Annotated in this window: 18 protein-coding genes; 15 read left to right on the top strand and 3 right to left on the bottom strand. The window is 62.2% G+C overall.

The genetic code is table 11. The features are described from left to right. Position 1: 1 nt before the first annotated feature. The 8 genes from FPL22_RS04050 to FPL22_RS04015 all read left to right on the top strand — a co-directional run bounded on the left by FPL22_RS04050 (position 2) and on the right by FPL22_RS04015 (position 6,078). Positions 2-418, top strand: a complete 417-nt coding sequence (locus FPL22_RS04050) for a DoxX family protein (RefSeq protein WP_144228823.1) — start codon at positions 2-4, stop codon at positions 416-418. An 18-nt stretch (positions 419-436) separates the two neighbouring features. Further along, the gene (locus FPL22_RS04045; protein ID WP_144228822.1) at positions 437-883 is read left to right on the top strand and encodes a YHS domain-containing (seleno)protein; all 447 of its coding nucleotides are present in this window, start codon (positions 437-439) and stop codon (positions 881-883) included. Between the two features lie 15 nt (positions 884-898). Then, complete coding sequence (locus FPL22_RS04040) at positions 899-1,417, top strand: DinB family protein (RefSeq protein ID WP_144228821.1); 519 nt, start codon at positions 899-901, stop codon at positions 1,415-1,417. After that, positions 1,405-2,094, top strand: coding sequence for an NRDE family protein (locus FPL22_RS04035; RefSeq protein WP_144228820.1), 690 nt, complete (start codon positions 1,405-1,407; stop codon positions 2,092-2,094). Before FPL22_RS04040 ends, FPL22_RS04035 begins: the two co-directional genes overlap by 13 nt. Beyond that, positions 2,091-3,692 (top strand): DedA family protein, encoded by a 1,602-nt coding sequence (locus FPL22_RS04030; protein WP_144228819.1) that lies wholly within the window; start codon positions 2,091-2,093, stop codon positions 3,690-3,692. The genes FPL22_RS04035 and FPL22_RS04030 overlap by 4 nt, the downstream gene beginning before the upstream one ends. Next, on the top strand, positions 3,689-4,426 hold the full coding sequence (locus FPL22_RS04025) for a GNAT family N-acetyltransferase (protein ID WP_144228818.1): 738 nt from the start codon (positions 3,689-3,691) through the stop codon (positions 4,424-4,426). The genes FPL22_RS04030 and FPL22_RS04025 overlap by 4 nt, the downstream gene beginning before the upstream one ends. A 24-nt stretch (positions 4,427-4,450) precedes the next feature. Continuing rightward, the gene (locus FPL22_RS04020) at positions 4,451-5,203 is read left to right on the top strand and encodes a lysophospholipid acyltransferase family protein (RefSeq protein WP_144228817.1); all 753 of its coding nucleotides are present in this window, start codon (positions 4,451-4,453) and stop codon (positions 5,201-5,203) included. A gap of 188 nt (positions 5,204-5,391) precedes the next feature. After that, entirely contained in the window at positions 5,392-6,078 is a 687-nt protein-coding gene (locus FPL22_RS04015) for a FecR family protein (RefSeq protein ID WP_144228816.1), read from the top strand. Positions 6,079-6,189: 111 nt separating this feature from the next. On the opposite strand, the gene FPL22_RS04010 is transcribed toward FPL22_RS04015, so the two are convergent. Next, the gene (locus tag FPL22_RS04010) at positions 6,190-7,224 is read right to left on the bottom strand and encodes a haloacid dehalogenase-like hydrolase (RefSeq protein WP_144228815.1); all 1,035 of its coding nucleotides are present in this window, start codon (positions 7,222-7,224) and stop codon (positions 6,190-6,192) included. A 128-nt stretch (positions 7,225-7,352) separates the two neighbouring features. Here FPL22_RS04010 and prfA point away from each other — a divergent pair, with 128 nt between their 5' ends. Next, positions 7,353-8,474 carry a peptide chain release factor 1 gene (prfA, locus tag FPL22_RS04005; RefSeq protein WP_144228814.1) on the top strand — a complete coding sequence of 374 codons (1,122 nt, stop codon included), beginning with the start codon at positions 7,353-7,355 and terminating at the stop codon, positions 8,472-8,474. A 26-nt stretch (positions 8,475-8,500) separates the two neighbouring features. Then, the gene (gene prmC / locus FPL22_RS04000) at positions 8,501-9,364 is read left to right on the top strand and encodes a peptide chain release factor N(5)-glutamine methyltransferase (RefSeq protein WP_144228813.1); all 864 of its coding nucleotides are present in this window, start codon (positions 8,501-8,503) and stop codon (positions 9,362-9,364) included. Positions 9,365-9,370: 6 nt separating this feature from the next. On the opposite strand, the gene FPL22_RS03995 is transcribed toward prmC, so the two are convergent. Further along, complete coding sequence (locus FPL22_RS03995; protein WP_144228812.1) at positions 9,371-11,590, bottom strand: carboxy terminal-processing peptidase; 2,220 nt, start codon at positions 11,588-11,590, stop codon at positions 9,371-9,373. 85 nt (positions 11,591-11,675) lie between these two features. Then, on the bottom strand, positions 11,676-12,566 hold the full coding sequence (locus tag FPL22_RS03990) for a rhomboid family intramembrane serine protease (protein ID WP_162525184.1): 891 nt from the start codon (positions 12,564-12,566) through the stop codon (positions 11,676-11,678). A gap of 152 nt (positions 12,567-12,718) precedes the next feature. Here FPL22_RS03990 and FPL22_RS03985 point away from each other — a divergent pair, with 152 nt between their 5' ends. The 5 genes from FPL22_RS03985 to FPL22_RS03965 all read left to right on the top strand — a co-directional run bounded on the left by FPL22_RS03985 (position 12,719) and on the right by FPL22_RS03965 (position 22,871). Further along, positions 12,719-12,952, top strand: coding sequence for a ferredoxin (locus FPL22_RS03985; protein WP_144228810.1), 234 nt, complete (start codon positions 12,719-12,721; stop codon positions 12,950-12,952). Positions 12,953-13,118: 166 nt separating this feature from the next. Beyond that, on the top strand, positions 13,119-14,981 hold the full coding sequence (locus FPL22_RS03980; protein ID WP_144228809.1) for a TonB-dependent receptor: 1,863 nt from the start codon (positions 13,119-13,121) through the stop codon (positions 14,979-14,981). Between the two features lie 56 nt (positions 14,982-15,037). After that, positions 15,038-17,107, top strand: a complete 2,070-nt coding sequence (locus tag FPL22_RS03975) for a M3 family metallopeptidase (RefSeq protein WP_144228808.1) — start codon at positions 15,038-15,040, stop codon at positions 17,105-17,107. A 9-nt stretch (positions 17,108-17,116) separates the two neighbouring features. Further along, on the top strand, positions 17,117-20,773 hold the full coding sequence (locus FPL22_RS03970; protein WP_144228807.1) for a translocation/assembly module TamB domain-containing protein: 3,657 nt from the start codon (positions 17,117-17,119) through the stop codon (positions 20,771-20,773). Further along, positions 20,760-22,871 carry a BamA/OMP85 family outer membrane protein gene (locus FPL22_RS03965; RefSeq protein ID WP_144228806.1) on the top strand — a complete coding sequence of 704 codons (2,112 nt, stop codon included), beginning with the start codon at positions 20,760-20,762 and terminating at the stop codon, positions 22,869-22,871. Before FPL22_RS03970 ends, FPL22_RS03965 begins: the two co-directional genes overlap by 14 nt. Positions 22,872-23,318: the final 447 nt, after the last annotated feature.

The raw sequence follows: 23,318 nt of genomic DNA, 5'->3' as shown, positions 1-23,318 counted from the left end.
TATGTCATCCTCTGCTTATCAATCGTTGCCGGTTCCCTTGCGTGTCGCGAGTTGGGTGGTTCGCGTGATCGTTGCGATCATCCTTCTCCAGACGTTGTTCTTCAAATTCTCCGGTGCGCCGGAGTCGGTCTATATCTTTGAAACCGTCGGCCAGGAGCCGTGGGGCCGCTACGGTTCGGGCGTGGTCGAGCTGATCGCGGCGGTGCTGCTCTTCGTGCCGGCGCTGGTGCCGGTGGGTGCAGTGATCTCGCTCGGTGTGATCAGCGGGGCGATTTTTTTCCATCTCACGAAGCTCGGCATCGTGGTGCAGGATGATGGCGGACTGCTGTTCGGGCTCGCGGTCGTGGTGTTTTTTGGAAGCGCGTTCATCGCGTGGATTCACCGGCACGACCTGCCGGTGATCGGTTCGAAACTTTAACTCTTAATTCATTTTTATATGAAACTCTTTATCCGGTTGGCGGCGGTGGTGCTCGCGTTATTCTCAACGGCGGTGCTGCGGGCGGAGAAGCCCGTGAACACGACCTTCACGGGCGTGGCGATCAAGGGCTATGATCCGGTGGCTTACTTCACGGACTCGAAACCGGTGAAGGGCAGTTCGGATTTTATCCACGAGTGGAACGGGGCGGAGTGGCGCTTCGCGAGCGCGGCTCACCGCGATCTCTTCAAGGCCGACCCGGTGAAATACGCGCCGCAGTTCGGCGGATATTGCGCGTGGGCGGTGAGCCGCGGCTACACGGCGGGCATCGATCCGGACGCTTGGAAAATCGTAAACAACCGTCTTTACCTGAACTACAACGCGAAAGTGCAGTCTCAATGGGCTGAAAATATTCCCGATAACATTTCCAAGGCCGAGGAGAACTGGCCCAAGATCCTTAAAAACTGACCTCCCTTTCATTTCATGATCACACCAAGTATTCGCGACAACGTGGCGGCGTTGCGCCAAGGCAGTGAACTGCTGGCGGGGCTTTCGGCGGAGTTATATGCACAGCGGACTCCGGCGTGTTTCAACAGCTCGACCGGCGGACATTTGAGACATGTGATCGAGCACTACCTGAGTTTTTTGCAAGGGACGGAGACCGGCGAGATCGATTACGAAGCGCGGGCGCGTGATCCGTTGATCGAGAAAGATCCCGGCTATGCGGCGGCGCAGTTGGAGGCGATCGGTGAACGGCTAGAGCGGCTGGAGGCGGACCGTGCGTTGCGCGTGCGCGCAGAGTGCGCGCCGGCGGATACGACGACCTGGGGCGTGTCGTCGGTCGTGCGCGAGCTGGAGTTTTTGCTCAGCCACACGATTCATCACTACGCGTTGATCGGAGTGATCTGTCAGCTGGGCGGCCAGAAACTGCCGAAGGATTTCGGCATGGCTCCCTCGACGCTGCGGTATTTGCAGTCCCAGGCCGCCGCATGTGCACACTGACCTGGCGGGCGTCCGCGGAGGCGGATGGCTATGATTTGTTTTTCAACCGCGATGAACGCCATGTGCGTGCGGAGGAACGTGCGCCGGTCGAGCAACGGACGGAGGACGGCGTGCGTTATGTCGCGCCGGCGGATGGCGATCATGGCGGGACCTGGCTGATGTTGAACGAGCACGGCGTGACGGTGTGTTTGTTGAATTATTATCCGCGTGGCGTCGTGGAGACGGGCTTGGAAAGCCGCGGGCGGTTGCCGCTGATGTGCGCGGAGTGCGTGCGGGCGGAGGACGTGGTGCGGGTGATGCACGCGGTGGAGCTGAAGCGGTTCGCGCCGTTTCATCTGGTGGCGGTGGATGCGGCGGGCGGGTCGGTGTGGCTGCGGTGGGATGGCCAGGCGATGCACGAGGCGGAGGCGCCGGAGTTTTTGACCTCGTCGTCGTTTGAACCCGAGCGCGTGCAGGCGGCGCGGGCCGCGCGCTGGGCGGCGTGGGACGAACGGACAGCGGAGGGATTGGCGGCGTTTCAGCGTCAGTATGATCCGGCGGCGGGTGCGGAGTCGGTGCTCATGCGGAGGGCGGACGCCTGCACACGCAGTGTGTGCGCGGTGCGCGTGAGGACGGGTGTGCGGGAATTGGATTATGAATCGATGACCGGCGGCGAACGCGGAGTGTGGCGCCTATGAACCTCGAGTGGGTTGACGCGTATTTGAATAGTGGTGACGTCATGCTGGCGCTGGTGGGGCTCGCGCTGGCGACGCTGGTGAGCGAAGACCTGGCGTGCATCGCGGCGGGGTTGCTGGTGGCGGCGGGCAAGCTGGCGTTGGGGCCGGCGGTGGCGGCGTGTTTCGCGGGGATTTTTATCGGTGATCTGCTGCTCGTGCTCGCGGGCCGGGTGCTGGGGCGCGGGGTGTTGACGCGGTGGCCGTTGCGCGGGCGGGTGTCGGCCGAGGCGGTCACGCGCGCGGAACGGTGGTTTGCGGAACGTGGAGCGTGGGTGATTTTGGCGAGCCGGTTCATGCCGGGAACGCGGTTGCCGACGTATGTGGCGGCGGGCGTGCTGCGGATGCCGTGGAGGAAATTCACGCTGTGGTTCGCGCTGGCATGCGCGCTGTGGACTCCGCTGCTGGTGGGCGGAGCGGCGTTGGCGGGCAATGCGGTGCTGGGATGGTTTGACGTGTGGACGGAGGCGGTGGGCTGGTTGCTCGCGTCGGGCGTGGTCGTGTGGTTGGTGGCGAAGATTGGGGTGCAGGCGGCGACGTGGCGCGGGCGGCGGTTGCTGCTCGGTAAATGGCGGCGGGTGACGAGGTGGGAATTCTGGCCGAGGTGGGCGGTGTATCCGCCGGTGGTGGTTTATTGTGTCTGGCTCGCGGTGAAACATCGCGGGGCGACCGTGTTCACGGCGGCGAATCCGGGGATCGGCGCGGGCGGCGGACTGGTGGGTGAATCGAAGAGCGAGATCCTGACGGCGCTGGCGGGTGCGGGTGACGCGGTAGCGGAGTGGGTGCGAGTTGATGCAGGCGAGGTGGAGACGCGTTGGGACGTGGTCAAACGGTTCGCAGAGACGCACGGTTGGCCGGTGGTGGTGAAGCCGGATGTGGGCGAGCGCGGTTCGGGTGTGGTGATCGCGCGGGATGAGGTGCAGGCGCGCGCGGCGCTGGCGGGCGAGCCGGGGGTGTTGATTGCGCAACGGTATGTGGCGGGAGTGGAGTATGGTGTATTCTATGTGCGGATACCGGGGGCGGAGCGCGGGGAGATTTTTGCGATCACGGACAAGCGCATGGTGGAACTGATTGGGGACGGACGAAGCACGTTGGAGAAATTGATCCTCTGTGATGACCGAGCGGTGTGTATGGGGCGGTTTTTCCTGGAGAAGTTTGCGGTGCGGTTGGACGAAGTGCCGGCGGCGGGGGCGCGCGTGGTGTTGACGGAGCTCGGCACGCATTGCCGCGGTGCAGTGTTTTTGGATGGAACGGAACTGATGACGACGGAGCTGACGAAGGAAGTGGAGCGGGTGAGCCGGACGTTTGAGGGGTTTTATTTCGGGCGGTATGATGTGCGGACGACGTCGGCGGAGGCGTTTCGGCGCGGGGAGTTCACGGTGATCGAGCTGAACGGACTGACATCGGAGGCGACGAGTATCTATGACCCGAAGCACTCGGTGTGGTTTGGGTGGCGGGTGTTGTGCAGGCAGTGGGCGCTGGCGTTTGAGATCGGCGCGGCGAACCGGGCGCGCGGGGCGCGGGTGTTAAGCGTGTCGGAGATACGGGAGCTGTTGCGATGAACACGGAGCGTTATGAGTTGAGGCTGGCGAAAAACGCGGACGACGTGCGTGCGGCGCAGCGGTTGCGATTCGCGGTGTTCAACGTGGAGCTGGGCGAAGGCTTGCCCGACGCGGAGGCGACGGGGCTGGATGCGGACGAGTTTGATGCGGTGTGCGACCACCTGCTGATCGTGGAGCGTGAGACGGGGGCGATCGTGGGCACGTATCGGTTGCAGACGGGTGTAATGGCAGGCGCGTCGAGACTGGGTTATTACAGTGCGCGGGAGTTTGATTTTGCGCCGTTTGAGGCGGTGCGAAGTGAGATGGTGGAGCTGGGGCGCGCGTGCGTGGCGGCGGAGCATCGGAACCAGAGTGTGCTCGGGTTGCTGTGGCGCGGAATCGCGCAGTATGCGCAGGAGCGCGGGGCGCGTTATCTCGTGGGGTGCAGCTCGCTGACATCGCAAGATGCGGCGGAAGGGCTGGCGGCGTATGCGGTGATCGCGCGAGGAAGTCTGGTCGCGGAGAAGTGGCGGACGCGTCCGCTGGCGGCGTGGCGTTGCGAGGCGACGGCGGAGGCGGTGCAGGCGGCGAAGGCGCGGGTAACGATTCCGAGGTTGATGATGGCTTATCTCGCGGCGGGGGCGGCGGTGTGCGGCGAGCCGGCGATCGACCGGGAGTTCAAGACCATCGATTTTTTGACGTGGATGGATTTGCAGGCGATGCCTGCGCGGGTGTTGCGCAAGTTCATGGGGTGAGTTTGCTCGGGCGCACTGACGACGATGGCAACACTCTGGAACAATGTGCGCGGGGCGGGGCGGCTGGTGGCGTTGTTTTCGGTGATCGCGTGGGGGGCGGTAACGTATGCGGTGTGCGGATCGAAGCGTAAAGATGCGGTGAGCAAGGCGCGGTGGTTGCAGCTGACCTGCCGGCGGTCGTTGCGCGTGCTCGCGGTGAAAGTGGAGTCACGAGGCGAACCGGCGCACGGCGCGGTGATCGTGGCAAACCACATGAGTTATCTCGATATTCTGGTGATCGCATCGCTGACGCCGGTGGTTTTTGTGTCGAAGAAGGAAGTGCGGAGCTGGCCGCTGTTCGGGTGGTTTGCGGAGAAGGCGGGGACGCGGTTCATCGACCGCAGCCGGCGCGGCGACGTGGCGCGGATCGGCGAGGAGATCGGTCCGGTAATGGCGGCGGGGCTGACGATTGTTTTGTTTTTGGAAGGAACGACGACGGACGGGCGGGACGTGCTGCCGTTCAAGGCATCGTTGCTGGAGCCGGCGGTGTGCAACGATTGGTTGGTGGTGCCGGCAGGGCTGGTTTACGCGGTGCCTGCCGGGCGATCAGTGCAAAATGAAGTGTGCTGGTGGGGCGACATGACGCTGGCACCGCACTTGTGGAATTTCACGACGCTGCCATGGGTGAATGCGCGAGTTGCGTGGGGAGATCCCCTGAAGAGTTCGATTGCTGACAGGAAGATATTTGCCGGTGATCTACGTCGCAGGGTGTTGGAATTGCGGAATAGTCTGGCCTGACGGGTTCCGTTTGCGTGGCGACAATGAGCTAAAGATTTCCAAGTGCAGCTAAGGTTAAGGCTTAACGTTGATGGAGTGATCGGGCTCAGTTATTTTCCTCTCGCCCGCCTTCTTGCTTGCTGTGAATGCGCTCTGTGTTTTACATATCGCCAGCAGTATTCAAATTCTACTAGGACAAACTCTCTAAAATGAAAAAATCGATCTATTCCCTGTTCATCGCTGCTATCGTCAGCCTGACCGCCGTGTGTGCTCAAGCTGCCGAAGCCGCCTCTGAAGCGGTTGTGCTTAAAGTCACCGGTTCGCCTGTTGCGACTGTCGGTGGTCAGCAATCCGCCATCAAGGTTGGCGACAAACTCGCACAAGGCACCGTCATCACCACTTCGGACACATCCGAGGTTGAGCTGCGTGCTTTCTCCGGTTCCACCACCACCATCAAGCCCAGCACCACTGCTGAGCTGAGCAAGCTGTCCCTCACCACCGATGGTGGCGCGGTCACCAAGCAGAGCGCCGTGATTGACCTCAAGGTCGGCAACGTCGTTTCCAAGCTCGATCCTTCCAAGAAGGCCATCAACGACTACTCCATCCGCACGCCGAAGGGCGTTGCCGCTGCTCGTGGCACGGTCTACGTGGTCACCGTTTCTCCCTCTGGCGTTGTCACGCTCAAGGTCACGGCCGGAGCTGTCATCTTCAACACGCCTAGCGGCCAAGTCACGGTTCTCCCTGGTCAACAGGTCACCGTTCAGTCTGATGGCAGCGTGGGCCCTGTCGAAGCATCCCAAGCCGCCGAAGAAGGCTCTACATCTGAAACCAAAGATAACAACAGCGATACCAATGTAATTGATCCGACTATTGCCAGCCCTTCCAGCCAGACGTAATCGGTCTTTAAAAAAGCCGGCTTCTCGAAAGAGAAGCCGGCTTTTTTGTTTTATGACTTTAACTCATGGAGCGCTGAATCAGTGGGAAGGTAATCGGACGTCTGGTATCCCTCAGGGCGTCTCGTCGATAAACGACGTCTGGCGCGGACCCTTGCCGGCCTGACGGGCGGCTTCTTCTTCCGGAGTGGTCGAGAGGTGTCGGGGCGGGCGGGAGACGCGCTGGGCCACGGCGGCTTCGCGGTCGGCCACGATGCGGTCGCACATCTTGTGGATCTGCAGGCGCAGCCAGCGGGAGGTCTGGCTCTTTTCCTCGTAGTCGGCGGGGCCGTAATGGTCGATCCGACCCGCTTGGCGCAGGCGGTCGTTTTGCTCGAACTCGGCGGTCGAATCGGGGTTGTAAACCGCGTAGGCACTGCCGCCGCCGTTCTTGACCACGGAAAAGCTCGGGATGTCGCTCGGACCGTCCGCGATGTAGATCATGTTCTGCAGAGGAATGCGGCGGTCCTCGGGCTTGATGTTGGAATTCACGTCGATGGACGGATTCTTGTTGGTGCCCTTGTTGATCTCGAAGATGGCCTTCGTCTTGGTCGTGTTGTCGATGACCATGCCGATCTGGGCGATCTCGGCCTCGGCGGTGAGATCCATTTCCTTTTGCTTGAGGAAGCCGGGCTGGAGCGGGTTCTCCACGAACTCGCAGCCCCAGATGCCATCCACGCCGGGGGCGGCAGCGCTGCCTCGGATCATCTCGGCCAAGCCCGTGCTGACGATGTAATGTTCAAGCGAGATCTCGTGCTTGATGTGTTCGGTTTTCTCGCGGACGAACGTGCGGCTGCGGTCAAAGAAGGACGGCATGCCGGGGTAGAAATTGATGTCGGCACCGCATTGGCGAAGGATGCGGTTGTTGAGGCCGGCCATTTGTCCCGCGAGCACATGGGTGAGAATGTGGTTCAGGTAGGCGATCTCGCTGGAGAGCTGGTAGCCACGTTTATGATACGTGGAAACGAGGTTGTTGGTCTCGTTCCAGAAGTTGGGCTCGTTGACGCCGTAACGGCGAAACAACGGAGACTGCATGTATTCGGGGATTAAGGTCTTGTCGAAATCCCAGATGCACGCGATTATGTTCTGAGTGAAAAGCGTCGTGGCCATTGCATCATATCAACACCGCTAGGCATACGTGCCGTAGCTCTTGGTTGAGTGGGCTCAAGCAAGCCGCTCTTGCATGCCTTCGCAATGCGCAAATAGACCCGCGCTGACGCAGATCGTTTTCTTTCCGCATGGATTCCCTGCCCGAGATTCTTCCCTTTCAACGTCGCCTCGATGAACTCGATGCGCAGATGGCGGAGCCTTCGTTTTATTCCAACGCCCGCAAGGCCGCCGAGATTTCACGCGAGCAGCAAAAGCTCGCCCAGCTCATCGCTGATCATAAGGCCTACGAGAAGACGGGCGTGGAACTCGCCGAGGCGCAGGCGTTGCTCAAAGATCCCGCAGGCGATGCGGAACTCAAGGAGCTCGCCGCAGCCGAACTGCCCGATTTGCAGGCGGCGCGGATTCGTCTGCACGAAGCCGTGCTGGGCGCGATGCTCCCGCCGGATGCGGCGGATTCGCGCAACACGGTCATGGAAATACGCGCTGGCACGGGTGGCGAGGAAGCCGCTTTGTTCGCCGCCGAGTTGACGCGAATGTATCAACGCTACGCCGAGGAGCGCGGTTGGAAAATCGAGCCGATGGGCAGCAGCCTGAGCGAGCGCGGCGGTTATCGCGAAGTGAGCTTTTTGATCACCGGCCAGGATGTGTATCGCCAGCTAAAGTTTGAGAGCGGCGTGCATCGCGTGCAGCGCGTCCCGTTGACCGAGGCGAACGGACGTATTCATACGTCCACGGTCACCGTGGCGGTGCTGGCTGAGGCCGAGGAAGTCGATATCCACATCGATCCGCAGGATTTGGAAATCAGCGTCCAACGCGCGAGTGGTCCCGGCGGTCAGGGCGTTAATACAACCGACTCGGCCGTGCGTATCATTCACAAACCGACCGGCATGATGGTGTATTGCGCGGACGGTCGTTCGCAGCAGAAGAACAAGGCCAGTGCCATGTCGGTGCTGCGTTCGCGTCTGTTGCAGCTGAAGGAAGATGCGGAGCGCGCCAAATATGCCGACGAACGTCGCAGCCAGATCGGCACGGGCGGGCGCAGCGAGCGCATCCGCACTTACAATTTCCCGCAAAGTCGGATGACCGACCACCGGATCGGGCTCACGCTCTACAGTCTTTCCCAGATCATGCAGGGCGCGATTGATCCCGTGATCGAGGCGCTGCAACGCGCGGACTTTGAAGAGAAATTTGCCGCGTTGACCGGCCAGCCTTACACTCCGCGCCGTGCGGGTTCGTCCGACGACGAATAACCTGCATCCACCCACTATCCGTTATCATGGCCGCTCCACTTACACTTCTTGAGATCATCCAGAAGACCACGGATTTTTTAACGACCAAGGGCGTTGAGTCGGCGCGGCTCAACGCCGAGTTGCTCGTGGGTCATGCGCTCGGTTTGAAACGCATGCAGCTGTATCTGCAATTTGAGCGGGTGCTGGCCGAGGCTGAACTGGAAAAAATCCGTCCGCTCGTGAAACGCCGCAGTCTGCGCGAGCCGCTGCAATACATCATCGGCGAAACGGAGTGGTCGGGGCTGAAACTAAAAGTGGACCGGCGCGCACTGATTCCGCGTCCTGAAACGGAGATGCTCATCGAGCTGGTCACGTCGCGTTGCGCCGGGACTGCGATGCGGATTCTCGATTTGGGGACGGGTTCGGGTGCCATCGCCCTCGCCTTGGCCAAACACTACGCTGATGCCGCAGTGACGGCGGTTGATTACAGCGAAGAAGCCCTGGCGCTCGCTGCGGAAAACGGGCGCCTCCTCGAGCTCTCGGATCGCGTCCAGTTTATCCGTTCGAGTTGGTATGAGGCGCTTACGCCCGCGGAGTCCTATGATCTGATTGTTTCGAATCCGCCGTATTTGACCGCCGAAGAAACCTCGGCCGCCGAACCTGAGGTGCGCGTGCATGAACCGGTGTCTGCGCTTACGGCAGCGGATCAAGGAATGGCCGATCTGCGCACGATCATTGCGGGTGCGGGGCAATTCCTGAGCCCCGGCGGCTTACTGGCGCTGGAGACGGGGATCGCGCAGCATGCCGAGTTGCTGGGCCTGCTCGCGGAAGCAGGCTTTGTGGAAACCGAATCGCGCCGTGACCTCACGGATCGCGACCGGTTTATTTTTGCCCGCAAGCCGGCGGCCTGAGCTTGATCAGGGCGTGGCCACGACGGCTACTTTGGCGTGTGCCTTGGGATCGCCGACTGCGGTGTTCGTGGCAGGTGCCTTAAGCAGATCGATCACCACGCGCAGGGCTTCGCGGAGCGGAATATCGACCGAGGGATAACGTAGATTTTCGTCGGTGCTAAGGTCGGCGTCGTCTTCGTCGAGGGGATTGTCGTCGTCTTTTTTGTCGAGCTTCGGGCGGGGAGGGGCCGGCGGGGCGAGCATGACCTCGTTGAATTTATAGTCGCCGGCGGCGAGTTGCTTGCGCTCGGTCTTCATGGTTTTCTTGAAGGCGAGGTCGCTCTCTTTCTGCTGCTTGCGCGCATCGAAATTGAGCGAGACAGCCTTTTGCTCCTGGCGGGTTTTGAACCAGTCGATGTTGCGGCGCAGGTAGGAAAACTCGGGGAGTTTTTTCTGTCGTTCGGCGCTGGCGGCGGCCAGCGGGCTGAGCATGGAAGCGGTCAGCGGGCGTCCGTCGAAACGGCTGCTGGGAATGCTGTCCCAGGCGAGTGCATGCGGAAGATCGGATTCGCCGATGGGCAGATAATCGTCGATCGAGGGCAGGATGATGTCGGGAACGACGCCCTTGAGCTGGGTGGATGCGCCGTTGGGCAGATAGAACTTCTGGACGGTCAGCTTCGTGGCGCCGCTCTTGATACCATCACGTGCGAGTTGTGGAACCAGGTTGCGCAGTTCGAGCACGGTTTGAACGGTGCCTTTGCCATGGGTTGAACTGTCTCCCACGATCACGGCGCGGCCGTAGTTTTGGAGGGCGCCGGCGACGATCTCGGAGGCGGACGCGCTGAAGCGGTCGACGAGCACGGAAAGCGGACCGTCGTAGGTGACTGCGGAGTCGCGGTCGTCATCGACTTTGATTTCGCCGGAATACGAGCGCACCTGAACGACGGGACCGTCCTTGATGAAGAGACCGGTGAGGGAAATGGCTTCGCTAAGCAGGCCACCGCCGTTGCGACGCAGGTCGAGCACGAGGCCCTTGATCTTGGCGGCGTTGAGGCGAACGATGAGCTCCTCGATGTCCTTGGTGGCGCTGTTCTGGGCCTTGCCATCGCTGGAGATGTCGGGGCCGTAAAAGGTGGGCAGGGAGATGACGCCGATGGGTGAAATATTACCCTCGGCATCGGGCACTTCGAAGATGGCGGCGTGGGCGCGGGACGAGTCGAGATTGACGACGTTACGGATGAGCACGACTTCCTTGCGGGTCGCGGAACCGCCGCCTTCGGACGGTTCGATGATGAGGCGCACGCGGGTGCCCTTGTTGCCGCGGATCATATCGACAATCTTGCGGAGCTTCATGCCGATGATTTCGACGGGTTCCGCGCCATCCTGTGCCACGGCGACGATTTTGTCGTTTGCCTTGAGCTGCTTATCGAGATCGGCCGGGCCGCCGGGGATGATGTCCTTGATGACGCATTGGTCTTCCTCGAGACCGAGCAAGGCACCGATGCCGACGAGCTGAAGACGCATCTGAATGCCGAAGTCTTCGTAGGTATCCGCGGAGAAATACGTGGAGTGCGGATCGTAGAGTCGCGTGATGCTGCCGAGGAACATCTCGGAGACGTCGGAACTTTCGATGTCGCTCATGTTTTTGAGGAGGCGATCGTAGCGTTTGCTCACGACCTTCTTGGCTTCATCGATGGGCTTTTTGTTGAGCAACTCTTTGATGAGTTCAAAGCGCAGGCGTTGTTCCCAAAGTGTGTCGGCATCCGCCGCGGTGTTGGGCCAGACGGCTTTGGCGCGATCGATCACATAGGTGTCGTTGGTCTTGAAATCGAAGTCCTTTTTGAGGGCTTCCTGTATCCAGGCAACGCGGTCGGTGACGCGCTTTTGATAGACGGTAAAGATGCTGTAGGCCGGATCAATTTTACCCATGGAGGTAATCGTCCAATAAAGGGAATCGGGCTTGTTGCGTTCGATGAAGGACTGCTTGTCGCTGTCCAGGAAGAACAGGTGCTGGCCGTCGAGTGCGGCCATGTAGTCGGGGATGACTTCGGCATAACTGGAGGAGCTGACGGCGTCGCGGTTGTAGTGAACCTCCTCAAGTAAACGGATCAGCGTGCGCGCCTCGATGTCGAGGGTGGGCGACGCGACGAAGGTTCCGGCCGGTTGTTGTGCGTGTCCGCACGCGGCAAAAACGGACAGTGCTGCGACGGCGAACAGGGAGCGGACGGAACGGGTGAGCGGGTGCATCAAAGGTGTTGGAGTGGTCCGGACGGGAAAAGTTTCCAAAGTTATGGGATTAGGTGCGGCTGTCGCGGGACGGGAATGCGGTTGATCAGCGCCGGCTGAGGTGGTCACGGGCCTGATCGAGGTGTTTCTTTTCCTCGGGGGTGAGGGACTGGAATCCCTCGCTGTTGATCTTGTCGAGGATGCGATCCATTTCGGCGCGCAGTTCGGCGGAGCCACTCAGGTTGACCTTGAAGGACGCGGGGGGCGCATCGGATTTGCGGGCTTTGCGAAACCAGCGGGGCAGTTCGATGGCGGATTTGCGACCATAGGAGAATTCGGAGCGTTGATGGATGACTTGGAAATATACCCAGCCCGCGAGCATGCCGCCGAGGTGGGCGGAGTGGGCGATGCCGTCGCCGTGTTGTCCGGGCATTTCCCAGAAGAGCAGGCCGAAAAGGTCGAAAGCCAATAATCCCCACGCCATGTATTTCGGCTTCATCTTCACGGGGATGATGAAGAAAATCAGGAACGTGATCGGCTGGTTGGGTTGCAGGCAGGCGAATACCACGAAGAGCGCGCATACCGCCGCGGAGGCGCCGAGCAGGTGTCCGCCGTGCTGCCAGTTGACCGCGAGCCAGCACAGTCCGCCGACCAGCACCGCGCCGACCAGCAGTCCAATAAAACGTTGCGAGCCCATGATCGGCAGGAGCACGCGGCCGATGAAATACAGGCCGAGCAGGTTGCCGATGATGTGAAACAACTGATCGGGGTCGTGGATCAGTCCGTAGGTGAAGAGCGTCCAGACCTTGCCCGAAACGAGGGCGGCAGGGGAGAGCTCGACCGCGTCCATAAACGCGCCCGAGATGTCGCGGTTAAGCCAGCGAATGAAGATGTTTTGAACGACAAAGGCTGCGCCGAGGATGCAAAGCACCCAGGTGAGCACGGAAGTTTTTTGGCGACCATAGTCGTCGCGCATGTAGGGCCGGTCGGAAATCATGCAGTGATTTAAGATGGAACGAGGGACCGTAAACACAAGCCGCCACGCCCCCTGATCCGGCATTTTTAAGGGTGGACGCCGGTGGACGATTTCACGCCTAGGATCGTCTGGTCTCTTGACAGCCTAGGTCATTCGTCTTTCTTGCGAAGATCATGGCCAATATCGCAGACAAATGGGAGCAAAACGCCGCAGGTAAGTTCTACGTCGATCAGCAATGCATCGATTGCGATCTCTGTCGGGAAACCGCACCGGCTTTTTTCAGCCGCCACGATGAAGGTGGTTACTCGTTTGTCCATAAGCAGCCCGAGACCGAGGACGATGTCGCTCTCTGCATGGAAGCCCTCGAAGGCTGCCCGGTCGAAGCGATCGGCAACGACGGCGCCTGATACGCCCTGTTCGTCTGATTTGATTTTAAACCCGCCTTCGCCGGCGGGTTTTTTTGTGGCCGTAAATGTCAGGCGTGGCGTCGGGGTTGGGTTCATTGTTAATCTAAATTTAATTAAAGATAACAATAGGCTTGTTCTCGATGAGCGGTTCGTTACCCGTCGCCTCATGCAACGCCTGCGTATCGCATCCTTGTTACTCGCTTCATCGCTCGTTCTTCGAGCCCAGGATTCCGCTCCGGTCACCGATGCGGTCGAGCTCTCGCCGGTGACGGTGTATTCGCCTGATGTCGCCAATCAGGATCCGGTGGCGAGCTATGCGACGCCGATCACCGCGCTGCGTTTCGAGCCGCTGGTCGACGTGCAGGCGCGTGGTTTTGCCGAAGGCCAGTCCGACATCTCCATTCGCGGCGGCACGTTTGAGAACACCGGCTTCAGCATCGGTGCGCTGCCGATCTACGATCCGCAGACGGGACACTATTTCGGCGAACTCCCGGTGGCTCCGGCGATGTTGAGCGCACCGTCGATCAACACCGGCGCGGATAACTCGATCAACGGTTGGAACGCCACCGCCGGTAGCGTGGCTTACGGCTGGAGTCGCATCCGTGACACCGGCTTCGTTTCCGCGGCGGGTGGCAGCGACAATCTCCTGCGCACCGAGGCCTACGCCGGTTACACGAGCGACAAAAAACTCGCCGGTCGCGTGCTCGCGGCCGATGCGTCGGTCGCCTATTCGGAGTCCAACGGTTCGCGTGATTTCGGTGATCACGAACTCACCCGCTACAACGCCCGCATCCAGCTCGCGGATGATGTTTCGCAGACGGATCTCTTCGCCGGTTATCAGGATAAATTCATCGGCTGGCGTGAGCTTTACGCCGGACCGTTCAACTCTCGCGAGACCGATGACCTGCAGACCACGCTCATCGCGCTGAATCACCGCATTACTTACGGCGCAGACGGCGACTACTTCCAAGCCGGTGCTTACTACCGTCGCAACGACGACGAATATCAGTTCAACCGCGCCGCTCCCAACGCCAACTTCATCCACCAGACCGATGTGACCGGCGGCGGATTCGAGGGACGCGCCTCGATCACAGAAGCGACGGCGATCCGTTATCGCGCCGGCATCGTGGCCGATAAAATCGATTCGACCGCGTTGTTCGTGGCGCCGACCCGCGGGCGTTATGATGACCGCACGCAGGGCTACGCCGGTGCGTTTGCCGATCACACGATCAGTCTCGATGCCGATCGTTCGCTCGTGCTGACCGGCGGTGCCAACTACGATGCGAGCAACCGCTCCGGAAGCGCCGTTTCGCCGGTGGCGGAGATTGCGTTGCTGCAGGACAAGGGCGCGCTGAAGCGTCTCTATGTTTCGTATGCCGAGGCCACGCAGCTGCCGACCTACACGGCGTTGAATTCGAATTCGGCCGCGGGTTTCTTCCGTGGCAATCGCAACCTCGGTCGCTCCGAGTCGAAAAACTTCGAGTTGGGTGCCGACACCGCCGTGTCCGCTTGGACTTTTAAGACCGCGGTCTTTTTCCGTAAGGATGAAAACCTGGTCGACTGGACGTTTAATCCGTTGGTGCCGGGTGCGGCGCGCATCGCCGCCCAAGGCGATGTGGATACGCTCGGCTTTGAGAGCGTGGCCCGCCGCAGCTTCGAGCACGTTGACCTGGTATTTGGCTATTCCTGGCTGCACAAAAACGAGGACTACCTCGCGCCGGGCACGGATAGTTTTTATGCGTTCAACTTCCCCGAGCATCGCGTGACGGCGGCGATCGTGGCCCGTCTCGGCGCCGGCTTCGAGGCCCGCATGGACAACGAATTCCGCGTGCAGGAGTCCAATGCGCTCCGCCGTCGCAATGACGAGGTCGTGCTGAGTTCGCTCGGCCTTTATTATTCCGTCCCGCGCGTGAAGGGCCTCACGTTGTCTGCGCAGGTGGACAACTTGTGGAATACCTACTTCGAAGAGGTCCCGCTGGTGCCCGGTCCGCGTCGTGAGTTTTCGCTCGGCGCGCGTTACGCCTGGTAATCATTCGGGGAGCAGGCTTGCCCGTGGGCGGACATCGGCTTCGCTGGTGCGAACGCATGTCCGCCAATCCTTTTCTTGATACCACGTTCGAGTCCCGCTGGTCGCAACACACGCCCGAGCTGATCGCGCCCGCCATCGAGGCCGCGCTCGCCCGCGCGCAGGCGGCCATTGATGCCATCGGTGCGCTCGAGTCCCCTGCGCTGACTTATGGCAACACGTTCCTCGCGATGGAACGCGCCACCGAGGAGCTCAACTACGCCTGGGGCAAGGTCACGCATCTCCAGTCCGTCGCCGATTCGCCCGCGCTTCGCGATGCGCACAATGCGCTGCTGCCCACGGTCTCGGCGTTCTTTGCGCGCATTTCCCTCAATCCCGCGTTGTGGTCGCGGCTCAAGACCTTTGCCGCCACGCCCGAGGCGGTCGCGCTCACGGGGATTCACCGCCGGTTCATCGACGAGACGGTCGAGGAGTTCCGTCAGTCGGGTGCAGATTTGCCCGATGCCCAACGCACGCGGCTCGAAGCACTGCAAACCGAGCTGGCCGAGATCACTCAAAAATACGGCGACAACGTCCTCGATGCGACCAACGCCTGGGAGTTGATCGTGACCGACGAGACGCGCCTGCGCGGCATTCCCGAGCACGCGATCGCCGCCGCCAAGCGCAGTGCGGAAAGCAAGAACCTCGGCTCGCCCGAAAAGCCCGTCTGGCGCTTCACGTTGCACATGCCGTCGCAGGAACCGGTCATGACGTATGCCGACGACGAGAGCCTGCGTCGCGAGGTGTGGACCGCCGCCACCGCCGTGGGTGGGCAGGCGCCGCATGACAACTCGGAGCTGGTGAAACGCATCATCGCCTTGCGCGACGAGAAGGCGCGTCTCCTCGGGAAACCACACTTTGCCGATCTCGTGCTCGCGCGCCGCATGGCCGGTTCAGGCGAACGCGCGCTCGCTTTCATGGAGGACATGGGCAGCCGTGCGCACGCGGCGTTTGTGCGCGAGTGCGCGGAGCTCGAGGAGTTCAAGGCCCGCCGCACCGGTGCGCCCCGTTCGGTCTTGAAGCCGTGGGAAGTCGGCTACTGGTCCGAGAAACTTCGCCAGGAGCGTTACGACTTCGATGACGAGGTGCTGCGTCCGTATCTGCCGATGGATCGCGTGATCGCCGGTCTCTTCGATCTCGCGAGCCGTGTCTTCGGCCTGCGCATCACGGAGCGTCCGGCCGGTTCGGTCGAGGTGTGGGATCCGGCGGTGAAGTTCTACGATTTGAAGGACTCGGCCGGGCGTCATCTCGGTTCGTTTTATGCCGACTGGTATCCGCGCGAATCCAAACGCGGCGGCGCCTGGATGGGTTATCTCGTCACCGGCGGCCCGCAGCCCGATGGCACGCGCACGCCTCATCTCGGTTATATTTGCGGCAACCTCACGCCACCCGCCGAGGGCAAGCCCGCGCTGCTCGCACACGATGAAGTCGAGACGATCTTCCACGAGTTCGGCCACTTGTTGCACCACTTGCTCGGCGAGGTGGAGATCAAGTCGCTCAACGGCGTCAATGTCGCGTGGGACTTCGTCGAGCTCCCGTCGCAGATCATGGAAAACTGGTGCTGGGAGCGTGAGAGCCTCGATCTCTTTGCGCGTCATCACGAGACCGGCGCAGCCATCCCGGAAGACATCTTCCAGAAAATGACCGCGGCGAAAAACTTCCGCTCCGCGTGCGCTACGATCCGCCAGGTGCAATTCGCGCGGATGGATCTGCTGCTGCACATGCGCGCGCAAGAATTTGCCGAGGGCGATATCGAGACGCATGCGCGCGCCCTCGTGGCCGATTGCATGATTCCCACCGAGCCGCCGGGGAAAACCATCGTGAAGCGTTTCGGGCATCTCTTCAGCGATCCGGTGGGCTACGCGGCGGGTTACTATTCTTACAAGTGGGCGGAGGTGCTCGATGCGGATGCGTTTACGCGTTTCAAACGCGAAGGCGTGTTCAGCTCCGTGGTGGGCGCGGAGTTCGTCGAGCACATCCTCAGTCGCGGTAATTCGGCCGAGCCGGCGGAACTGTATCGCCGCTTTATGGGTCGTGACCCTGACCTCGCGGCGTTGCTGGCCCGCAACGGTCTGGTTCCTGCCGCGTAGGATTCTTGCATGCGTCGAAAACTCGTTCTTATCACCCTCTCGGTTGTCGCCTGCGCATTACTCGCGCTGGTGTCGCTTCCGTGGTGGCTGGGCGCGGCGCTCAACGTGGTCGGCGGGCATTACGGGGTCACGTTTGGCGAGTATCGTCGGGTGGGTTACACGCGCTTCGAACTGGAGAATGTCGATGTGAAGGTGGCGTCGGTCGAGGTGAAGGCCTCGCGCGTCCAGCTCGGCACGCCGCTCGTCTGGCTGGCGGGTCGTCCGGGTAACGTGGTGATTGATGACTGGAGCGTGGATGTGACCGCGTCGAAGACGCCGTCGAAAAATCCCAAGCCCCCGCGCGGCTGGCTGGTGTTGCGCAAATTACTCGGGCGCATCGTGGACAAACTCGACACCTGGCTGCCGCCCGCGACGGCCCGCAATGGCTCGGTGACGTGGCCGGGCAGCCGGCTGGATTTTTCAAATGTAACCTGGACGAAGAACGAACTGCAGGTGGCTTCGTTGCGCTGGAAGCAGCTCGATGCCGCCGTCGGATTGAAGTGCGATGTTGCCGGTGATCGTTGGGTGCTCGATGTGCGCGAGCAGGCCGGGCATTGGACGGCCGACGCGGTGAGCACGGGCGCGGAGATTGCGGTCAAAGGAAACTGGTTCGATCAACCGTGGACGGTGGCGGCGCAGTTTGCGCCCACCGGCTGGCTGCCGCTTGAAGCGCAGGCCAAGGCCTCGCAATGGACCGTGCCGGGCAACCGCGCGAAGCTCGGTGCGTATTACGCCACGGTCAGCGGCAATGGCGTCGTGGTCTGGAAGGACAAAACGCTTTCGGTCGAGCTCGACGCCGCCGGCGTGCCGGTCGATGGCAAGGAAGTGCCGCCGTTGCAGGTGAAGCTGCAAGGCTCCGGCCAGGCCGACCGCCTGACGATCGATCATCTGGAGGTGGCGATGCCCGGTGTGACCGGACAACTCAGCGAGCCGATTGAGATCGGCCGCGACGGACAGTTGTTCAGCGGTGCCTCCCGCTTCGAGCTGACCGCAGACCTGGCGAAACAACCGTGGTTCAAGGGGCGCGGTCGCGTCACCGGCTCGGTGAATGTGACGCCGCGCGACACCGGCATTCCCTTGGTCGAAGCGGTGCTCACCACGGTGGATGCCGCGATTGCCGACTGGGGCACGACCCAGGCCGACGTCGCCGTGCGCGTGGAATGGCCGCAGGTGCAAGTCTCCAAGGCATCGATACGACTGGTCGGGGGTGACCAACTCGCGTTGAGCGGTGGTTGGAATGCGGATACACACACGCTGATCGACGCGCGGTTGGACGGACAGATCAGCCGTGCGACGGCCGCCCGCTGGCTGCCCGAGGACGCCGGCTTTGATACTTTTGACATCAAGGCCACGGCGGGCGGCGTCTGGCCGGCGATCACGCATCGCGGGCAGGTCAACGCGCAGGCCTTGCGAGTCTCGCCGGTGCGCCCGCTCTCGGTGCAGGGCTCGTGGACGGGCACCGGCGCGACCATCGATGAGGCGAAACTCAATGCCACCGCGAGCCAGACCAGCGTGCGTCTGGTGGCCAGTGGCAATGCCTCCGCCGTGAAGGTGAGCGAGCTGGTGCTGGCCCAGTCCGGCGAAGATCGCCTGCGGCTGATGCAGCCCGTGCGCATCGCGCGCCTGCCGGCCTGGACGGTTGAGCCGGTCATTTTCAAAGGCCCGCGCGGCAGTATTGAGGGTCAACTCGCTTTGGGTGAAACCGGTCGCATCACGCTCAACGTGCAGAATTTTGCGTCGTCGTGGATAATCGATCTCCTGGAGTTGAAGGGCCCCGAGTGGAGCGTCGCGGCGCTTGCGGTGCAGGGCGACTGGGATCGCGGTCCGCTGCGGTTTACGACGACGGGCGCGGGTCGCATGCAGCTCAACGAGGGCCGCTCCGCCGAGGTCGCGTTGTCCGCCCATGGCGACGGCGAGGGCGTGGTGCTGGATACATTGAGCGCCACCATGGATCAGCAACCGGTGGTGAGCGCGACCGGCCGGCTGCCGGTTGCGGTGTGGCCCGCGCAGAAACCGCTGTTGCGCTTCGATGACTCCGCGCCGCTGGTTCTGGACGCCGTGACCGAGCCGCACGCCCTCTTCTGGAATGAGATCACGTCGATCACCGGTCTCGTGCTCACGCGTCCCGAGGTGAACTTGAAGATCGCCGGCACGTTGAAAAAACCGACGGGCGAGGGGAGTATCAGTATCGAAAAAATCGCTCCGGGCGGTGCGGTGTGGGCGCGTTCCTTGCCCGAGATTCAATCGGTGAAGGCACGGCTCACCGGTGCCCGCGAGGGACTGGCGCTGGAGTCGTTCAACGCGCGGGTGGCCGGGCAGGAAGTGCGCGCCAGCGGTCGTCTGCCAGTCAAGGACTGGGCGGTGCTTATATCCGATCCGCTCTCGCTGGCCGAGGCCGATGGCGAGGCGCGTATCGAGATTCCGGATGCGGATGTGGCCGCACTGGCCGCGCTCGCCCCCGCGTATCTTTCGCCCGCCGGAAAACTGCAGATCGATATTTCGCTAAAGAAAGGCGGCCAGCTGCAGGGCTTCGTAAAGCTCAAGGATGCGGCGACGCGGCCGCTCGGTCCGCTGGGCATCCTGCAGTCCATCAGCGCCGACATCCAGTTGAACGGACGCACGGTGACCTTCACCCAGGTGCGCGCCTCGGCCGGCGGACAACCGGTTACGTTGAGCGGTTCGGTCGATCTGACTGATACGAAGATCCCGCGTCTCAACCTCGCGTTGCGCGGTGAGAAACTGCCCTTCGTGCGCCAGGCCGGTCTGCTGGTTCGCGGCGACATCGACCTGCGCATCATTACGGATGCGGACGGCGTCACGCGCATCACCGGCAACTCGAAATTGGGCGACAGTCTTTTCCTGATGGATGTTCGTTCGCTCCTGCCGAGTGGCGGCCCGCGCAACGCACCCGGCCGGCGTCCGCCGTATTTTGCGGTGACGATCCCGCCCTTCAACGCGTGGGAGATCGACGTGGCGGTGGATGGCGACCGCTTCCTGCGCTTGCGCACGCCGGTGTTCAACGGCGTGGTCTCAGCGCACTTCCGGTTACGCGGCACGCTGGGCGATCCCCGCGCCACGGGCGATGCGATCATTAATCAAGGTCAGGTGATGCTGCCGTTCGCGACCTTCGTAGTGCGGCAGGGCAGTGTGCGCATCGCGGAATCGGCGCCGTTCGAGCCGCGCATTTCCCTTGTGGGCACGAGCCGGCGTTACGGGTATGATTTGCGCATGGAAATCAGCGGCACCACCGAGAAGCCGCAGATCACGTTCTTCTCCACGCCCACGTTGGAGTCGGAGCAGGTATTGCTCATGGTGATGGCCGGCGAGACACCGCAGAATGAAATCAACTACACCGGCCGCGAACGCGCCGCGCGGCTCGGCACGTATCTGGGGCAGTCGTTGCTCAACCAGCTCGGCTCCGATCCCGCCGCGGCGGATAAATTAACCATCGATGTGGGCGAGCGTGTGTCGGAACAGGGCCGCGAGACCTACGGCATTTCCTACGAGCTCAGTCCGCGCTGGTCACTGGTCGGCGAATACGATGAATACGACGAGTATAACCTCGGCGTGAAATGGCGCATCTTCTCAGAGAAGCGCGAAGACAAGCCCACCGATGCCAAGAAATAACCGCACCCCTCTCATCGCCGCGTGCGTGCTCTTGCTGTTGCCGACCGGCGTGGTGGCTGCCGCCGAGAAAAAGCCCGATCCGGCGAAGCTCTCGGTGTCCGGCCTCGGCTTCTTCGGCAACCGCGAGCAACGCCTCGCTTTGGAGCGCATGCTGGGCGAGGAACGCGGTCCGGTGATCGGCCCGACCACCGTGGAAGACGCCGCCTTCATGATCGTGTCCGCGCTCGCCGGCGAGGGTTACCTGAAACCGGTCGTCACGGTCAACGCGACCACGACCGACGGGCAACGGCGGGTCTTCACCTTCGACGCCTCGCTAGTCACACTGCTGCCGCGCGAACTCGAGGTGACGGCCGTGCGCTTCGAGGTGGACGAAGGCGTGCGCTCCGTCGTGCACGACGTGACGATCACTGGTGTCACCGCGTTGAAGCCCGTGGTGGCGCGCGGATTTTTCCGTCCCAACGAAGTGCCGTTGGTCGGCACCGAGGCGCGCGCCTATTCGCCGGCCCGCCTGCGTCGCTCGACCGATGCGCTCGCGGAAACTTTGCGCCAGTCCGGCTACGCCGATGCCACCGTGAAAGCCGTGGTCACCCGCAACGACGAACGCACCGGTCGCGTTGATGTCGCCGTGACCGTGGTCGAGGGCCCGCGCTGGATGGTCACCGCGGCGCAGTTGGAAGGCGCGGAGGACACCGGCGTGACGCTGGCGCCGACCGTCCTGCGCCTGAATCAGCCGTGGTCGCGCAACTGGCAGCAGGACACCAGCGAACAGGTGCGCCGCACGTTTTATCGCGAAGGCTACGCCGACATGCTGGTCGATGTCATCCCGACGGTGGCCGAGCCCTACGATGGCCGCCGCGAGGTCTCCGTGGCCGTGCGGGTCTCCCCCGGTCCGTCGGTGAAGCTCGCGCATGTGCGCTTCGAGGGAAACAAGCATACGCGCGAATCCATCCTGCGACGCCGCGTGCGGGCGCGCGAAGGCGAGCCGTTGGACCCGCTGGCCCTCGAACGCTCGCGCTTCCGGCTGGCGCGCCTGGGGTCGTTTGAGACGGTCGATCTCCACTACGATCCGGCCACCGGCACGCAGCGCGACGCCGTGTTCACCGTGCGCGAGATGCCGCGTTGGGATGCGAGCTTGCTGGCCGGTTATGGCAGCTACGAACAACTGCGCGGCGGCGTGGAGTTGCAGCAGACGAATCTCCTCGGCCGCGCGCACCAGAGCCGCCTCGTGCTGGTGCAGTCGGTGAAGAGCACGCGCGGTGAATACACCTACACCGTGCCCGAGCTCTTCGGTGAATCGATCGACGGCACCGCGCGCGTGTTCGGTCTGCGCCGCGAGGAAGAGTCGTTTGATCGCGAAGAGTATGGCGGCACGGTCGGCGTGCGCCGGCGCATTCCCTGGCTCAAGGCCGAGGGCTCGCTCGGTTACACTTACCAGTCATTGAGCAATCAGGACAACGAACTCACCACGAGCGCGGTGGATGCGGACAACGTGAAGGTGGCCAGTATCGATGTGGGCCTGACCAAGGACCGGCGCGACAACCCGCTGCGTCCGCGTCGCGGTTACCGCTGGTTCGCGCAGGCGGAGTTTGCCAGCGAGACGCTGGGCGGCGAAGTGGATTACCAGTTGTTCGAAGCCGGTGCCGCCTATCACACCGCGTGGGGCCGCAGCCGTTGGATTCACCTCGGCCTCACCCACGGGGCGATCACGCAATGGGGCGCGCCCGACGGACAATTGATCCCGGTGAACAAACGCTTTTATCCCGGCGGCGACAGCAGTATCCGCGGCTTTCAAAAAGACGAGGCGGCCCCGCGCGGTCCCGACGGACGCTTCATCGGTGCGGAGACCTACACGCTGTTCAATCTGGAGATCGAGCAAGCCATCACGAAGACGTGGTCGGTGGTGGTGTTTGGCGATGCGCTCGGCGAAGCGGCGACGCTGGGCGATTACCCGTGGGACGAGCAGCTGTATTCCGTGGGCCTCGGCATCCGCTACCAGACGATCGTCGGCCCGGTGCGCCTGGAGTATGGCCGCAACGTGAATCCGCGTCCGGGCGACCCGAGCGGCACGCTGCATTTCTCGGTGGGCTTTCCGTTTTGAAGACAACGGAGGTGCAGAGTTTTTAACGCAGAGGACGCTGAGAGCGCGGAGTTGCTGGGGACGGAGAACGGACTACGGAGGACAGAGGACGGGAGACGGACGGAAGGACCAAACCCGGCAGGGAGTTTGGACAGGATGACAGGATGGGGCAGGGATCGATATCCACGGATCGGCATCCCGGTATTCATCCTGTCGAAAATTGCCGGTAGGCTCACCCGTTTTGAGCGAAGCGATATCGATCTTGAAACGCAAAGACGCGAAGCGGCTAAGAGGACGATCCAAGTTTCGATCCTCTTCGTTAGAACCGAACTATCTCTCTAAATTTTGCTCCGTCCTTCGCGACTTGGCGTCTTTGCGTTTCAAATGGCTCGGGATAGCACGGAAACGGAGGGGACTAGCACGTCGCTGGTCTTTGGGGGAAAATAGCATCGCGGGGGTGGGTCGGCG

The organism is Rariglobus hedericola (assembly GCF_007559335.1).
Taxonomy (GTDB): Bacteria; Verrucomicrobiota; Verrucomicrobiia; order Opitutales; family Opitutaceae; genus Rariglobus; species Rariglobus hedericola.
Note: the sequence above shows the minus strand (reverse complement) of the source record. Positions and strands in the feature narration are given on the sequence as shown.

Coding starts and splice junctions, on each gene's coding strand:
- FPL22_RS03995 (WP_144228812.1), bottom strand. CDS start 11,590: ATGCACCCGCTCACCCGTTCCGTCCGCTCCCTGTTCGCCGTCGCAGCA.
- FPL22_RS04040 (WP_144228821.1), top strand. CDS start 899: ATGATCACACCAAGTATTCGCGACAACGTGGCGGCGTTGCGCCAAGGC.
- FPL22_RS03990 (WP_162525184.1), bottom strand. CDS start 12,566: ATGATTTCCGACCGGCCCTACATGCGCGACGACTATGGTCGCCAAAAA.
- FPL22_RS03980 (WP_144228809.1), top strand. CDS start 13,119: ATGCAACGCCTGCGTATCGCATCCTTGTTACTCGCTTCATCGCTCGTT.
- FPL22_RS04025 (WP_144228818.1), top strand. CDS start 3,689: ATGAACACGGAGCGTTATGAGTTGAGGCTGGCGAAAAACGCGGACGAC.
- FPL22_RS03970 (WP_144228807.1), top strand. CDS start 17,117: ATGCGTCGAAAACTCGTTCTTATCACCCTCTCGGTTGTCGCCTGCGCA.
- FPL22_RS04020 (WP_144228817.1), top strand. CDS start 4,451: ATGGCAACACTCTGGAACAATGTGCGCGGGGCGGGGCGGCTGGTGGCG.
- FPL22_RS04030 (WP_144228819.1), top strand. CDS start 2,091: ATGAACCTCGAGTGGGTTGACGCGTATTTGAATAGTGGTGACGTCATG.
- FPL22_RS04050 (WP_144228823.1), top strand. CDS start 2: ATGTCATCCTCTGCTTATCAATCGTTGCCGGTTCCCTTGCGTGTCGCG.
- FPL22_RS04035 (WP_144228820.1), top strand. CDS start 1,405: ATGTGCACACTGACCTGGCGGGCGTCCGCGGAGGCGGATGGCTATGAT.
- prmC (WP_144228813.1), top strand. CDS start 8,501: ATGGCCGCTCCACTTACACTTCTTGAGATCATCCAGAAGACCACGGAT.
- FPL22_RS04045 (WP_144228822.1), top strand. CDS start 437: ATGAAACTCTTTATCCGGTTGGCGGCGGTGGTGCTCGCGTTATTCTCA.
- FPL22_RS04010 (WP_144228815.1), bottom strand. CDS start 7,224: ATGGCCACGACGCTTTTCACTCAGAACATAATCGCGTGCATCTGGGAT.
- FPL22_RS03975 (WP_144228808.1), top strand. CDS start 15,038: ATGTCCGCCAATCCTTTTCTTGATACCACGTTCGAGTCCCGCTGGTCG.
- prfA (WP_144228814.1), top strand. CDS start 7,353: ATGGATTCCCTGCCCGAGATTCTTCCCTTTCAACGTCGCCTCGATGAA.
- FPL22_RS03985 (WP_144228810.1), top strand. CDS start 12,719: ATGGCCAATATCGCAGACAAATGGGAGCAAAACGCCGCAGGTAAGTTC.
- FPL22_RS04015 (WP_144228816.1), top strand. CDS start 5,392: ATGAAAAAATCGATCTATTCCCTGTTCATCGCTGCTATCGTCAGCCTG.
- FPL22_RS03965 (WP_144228806.1), top strand. CDS start 20,760: ATGCCAAGAAATAACCGCACCCCTCTCATCGCCGCGTGCGTGCTCTTG.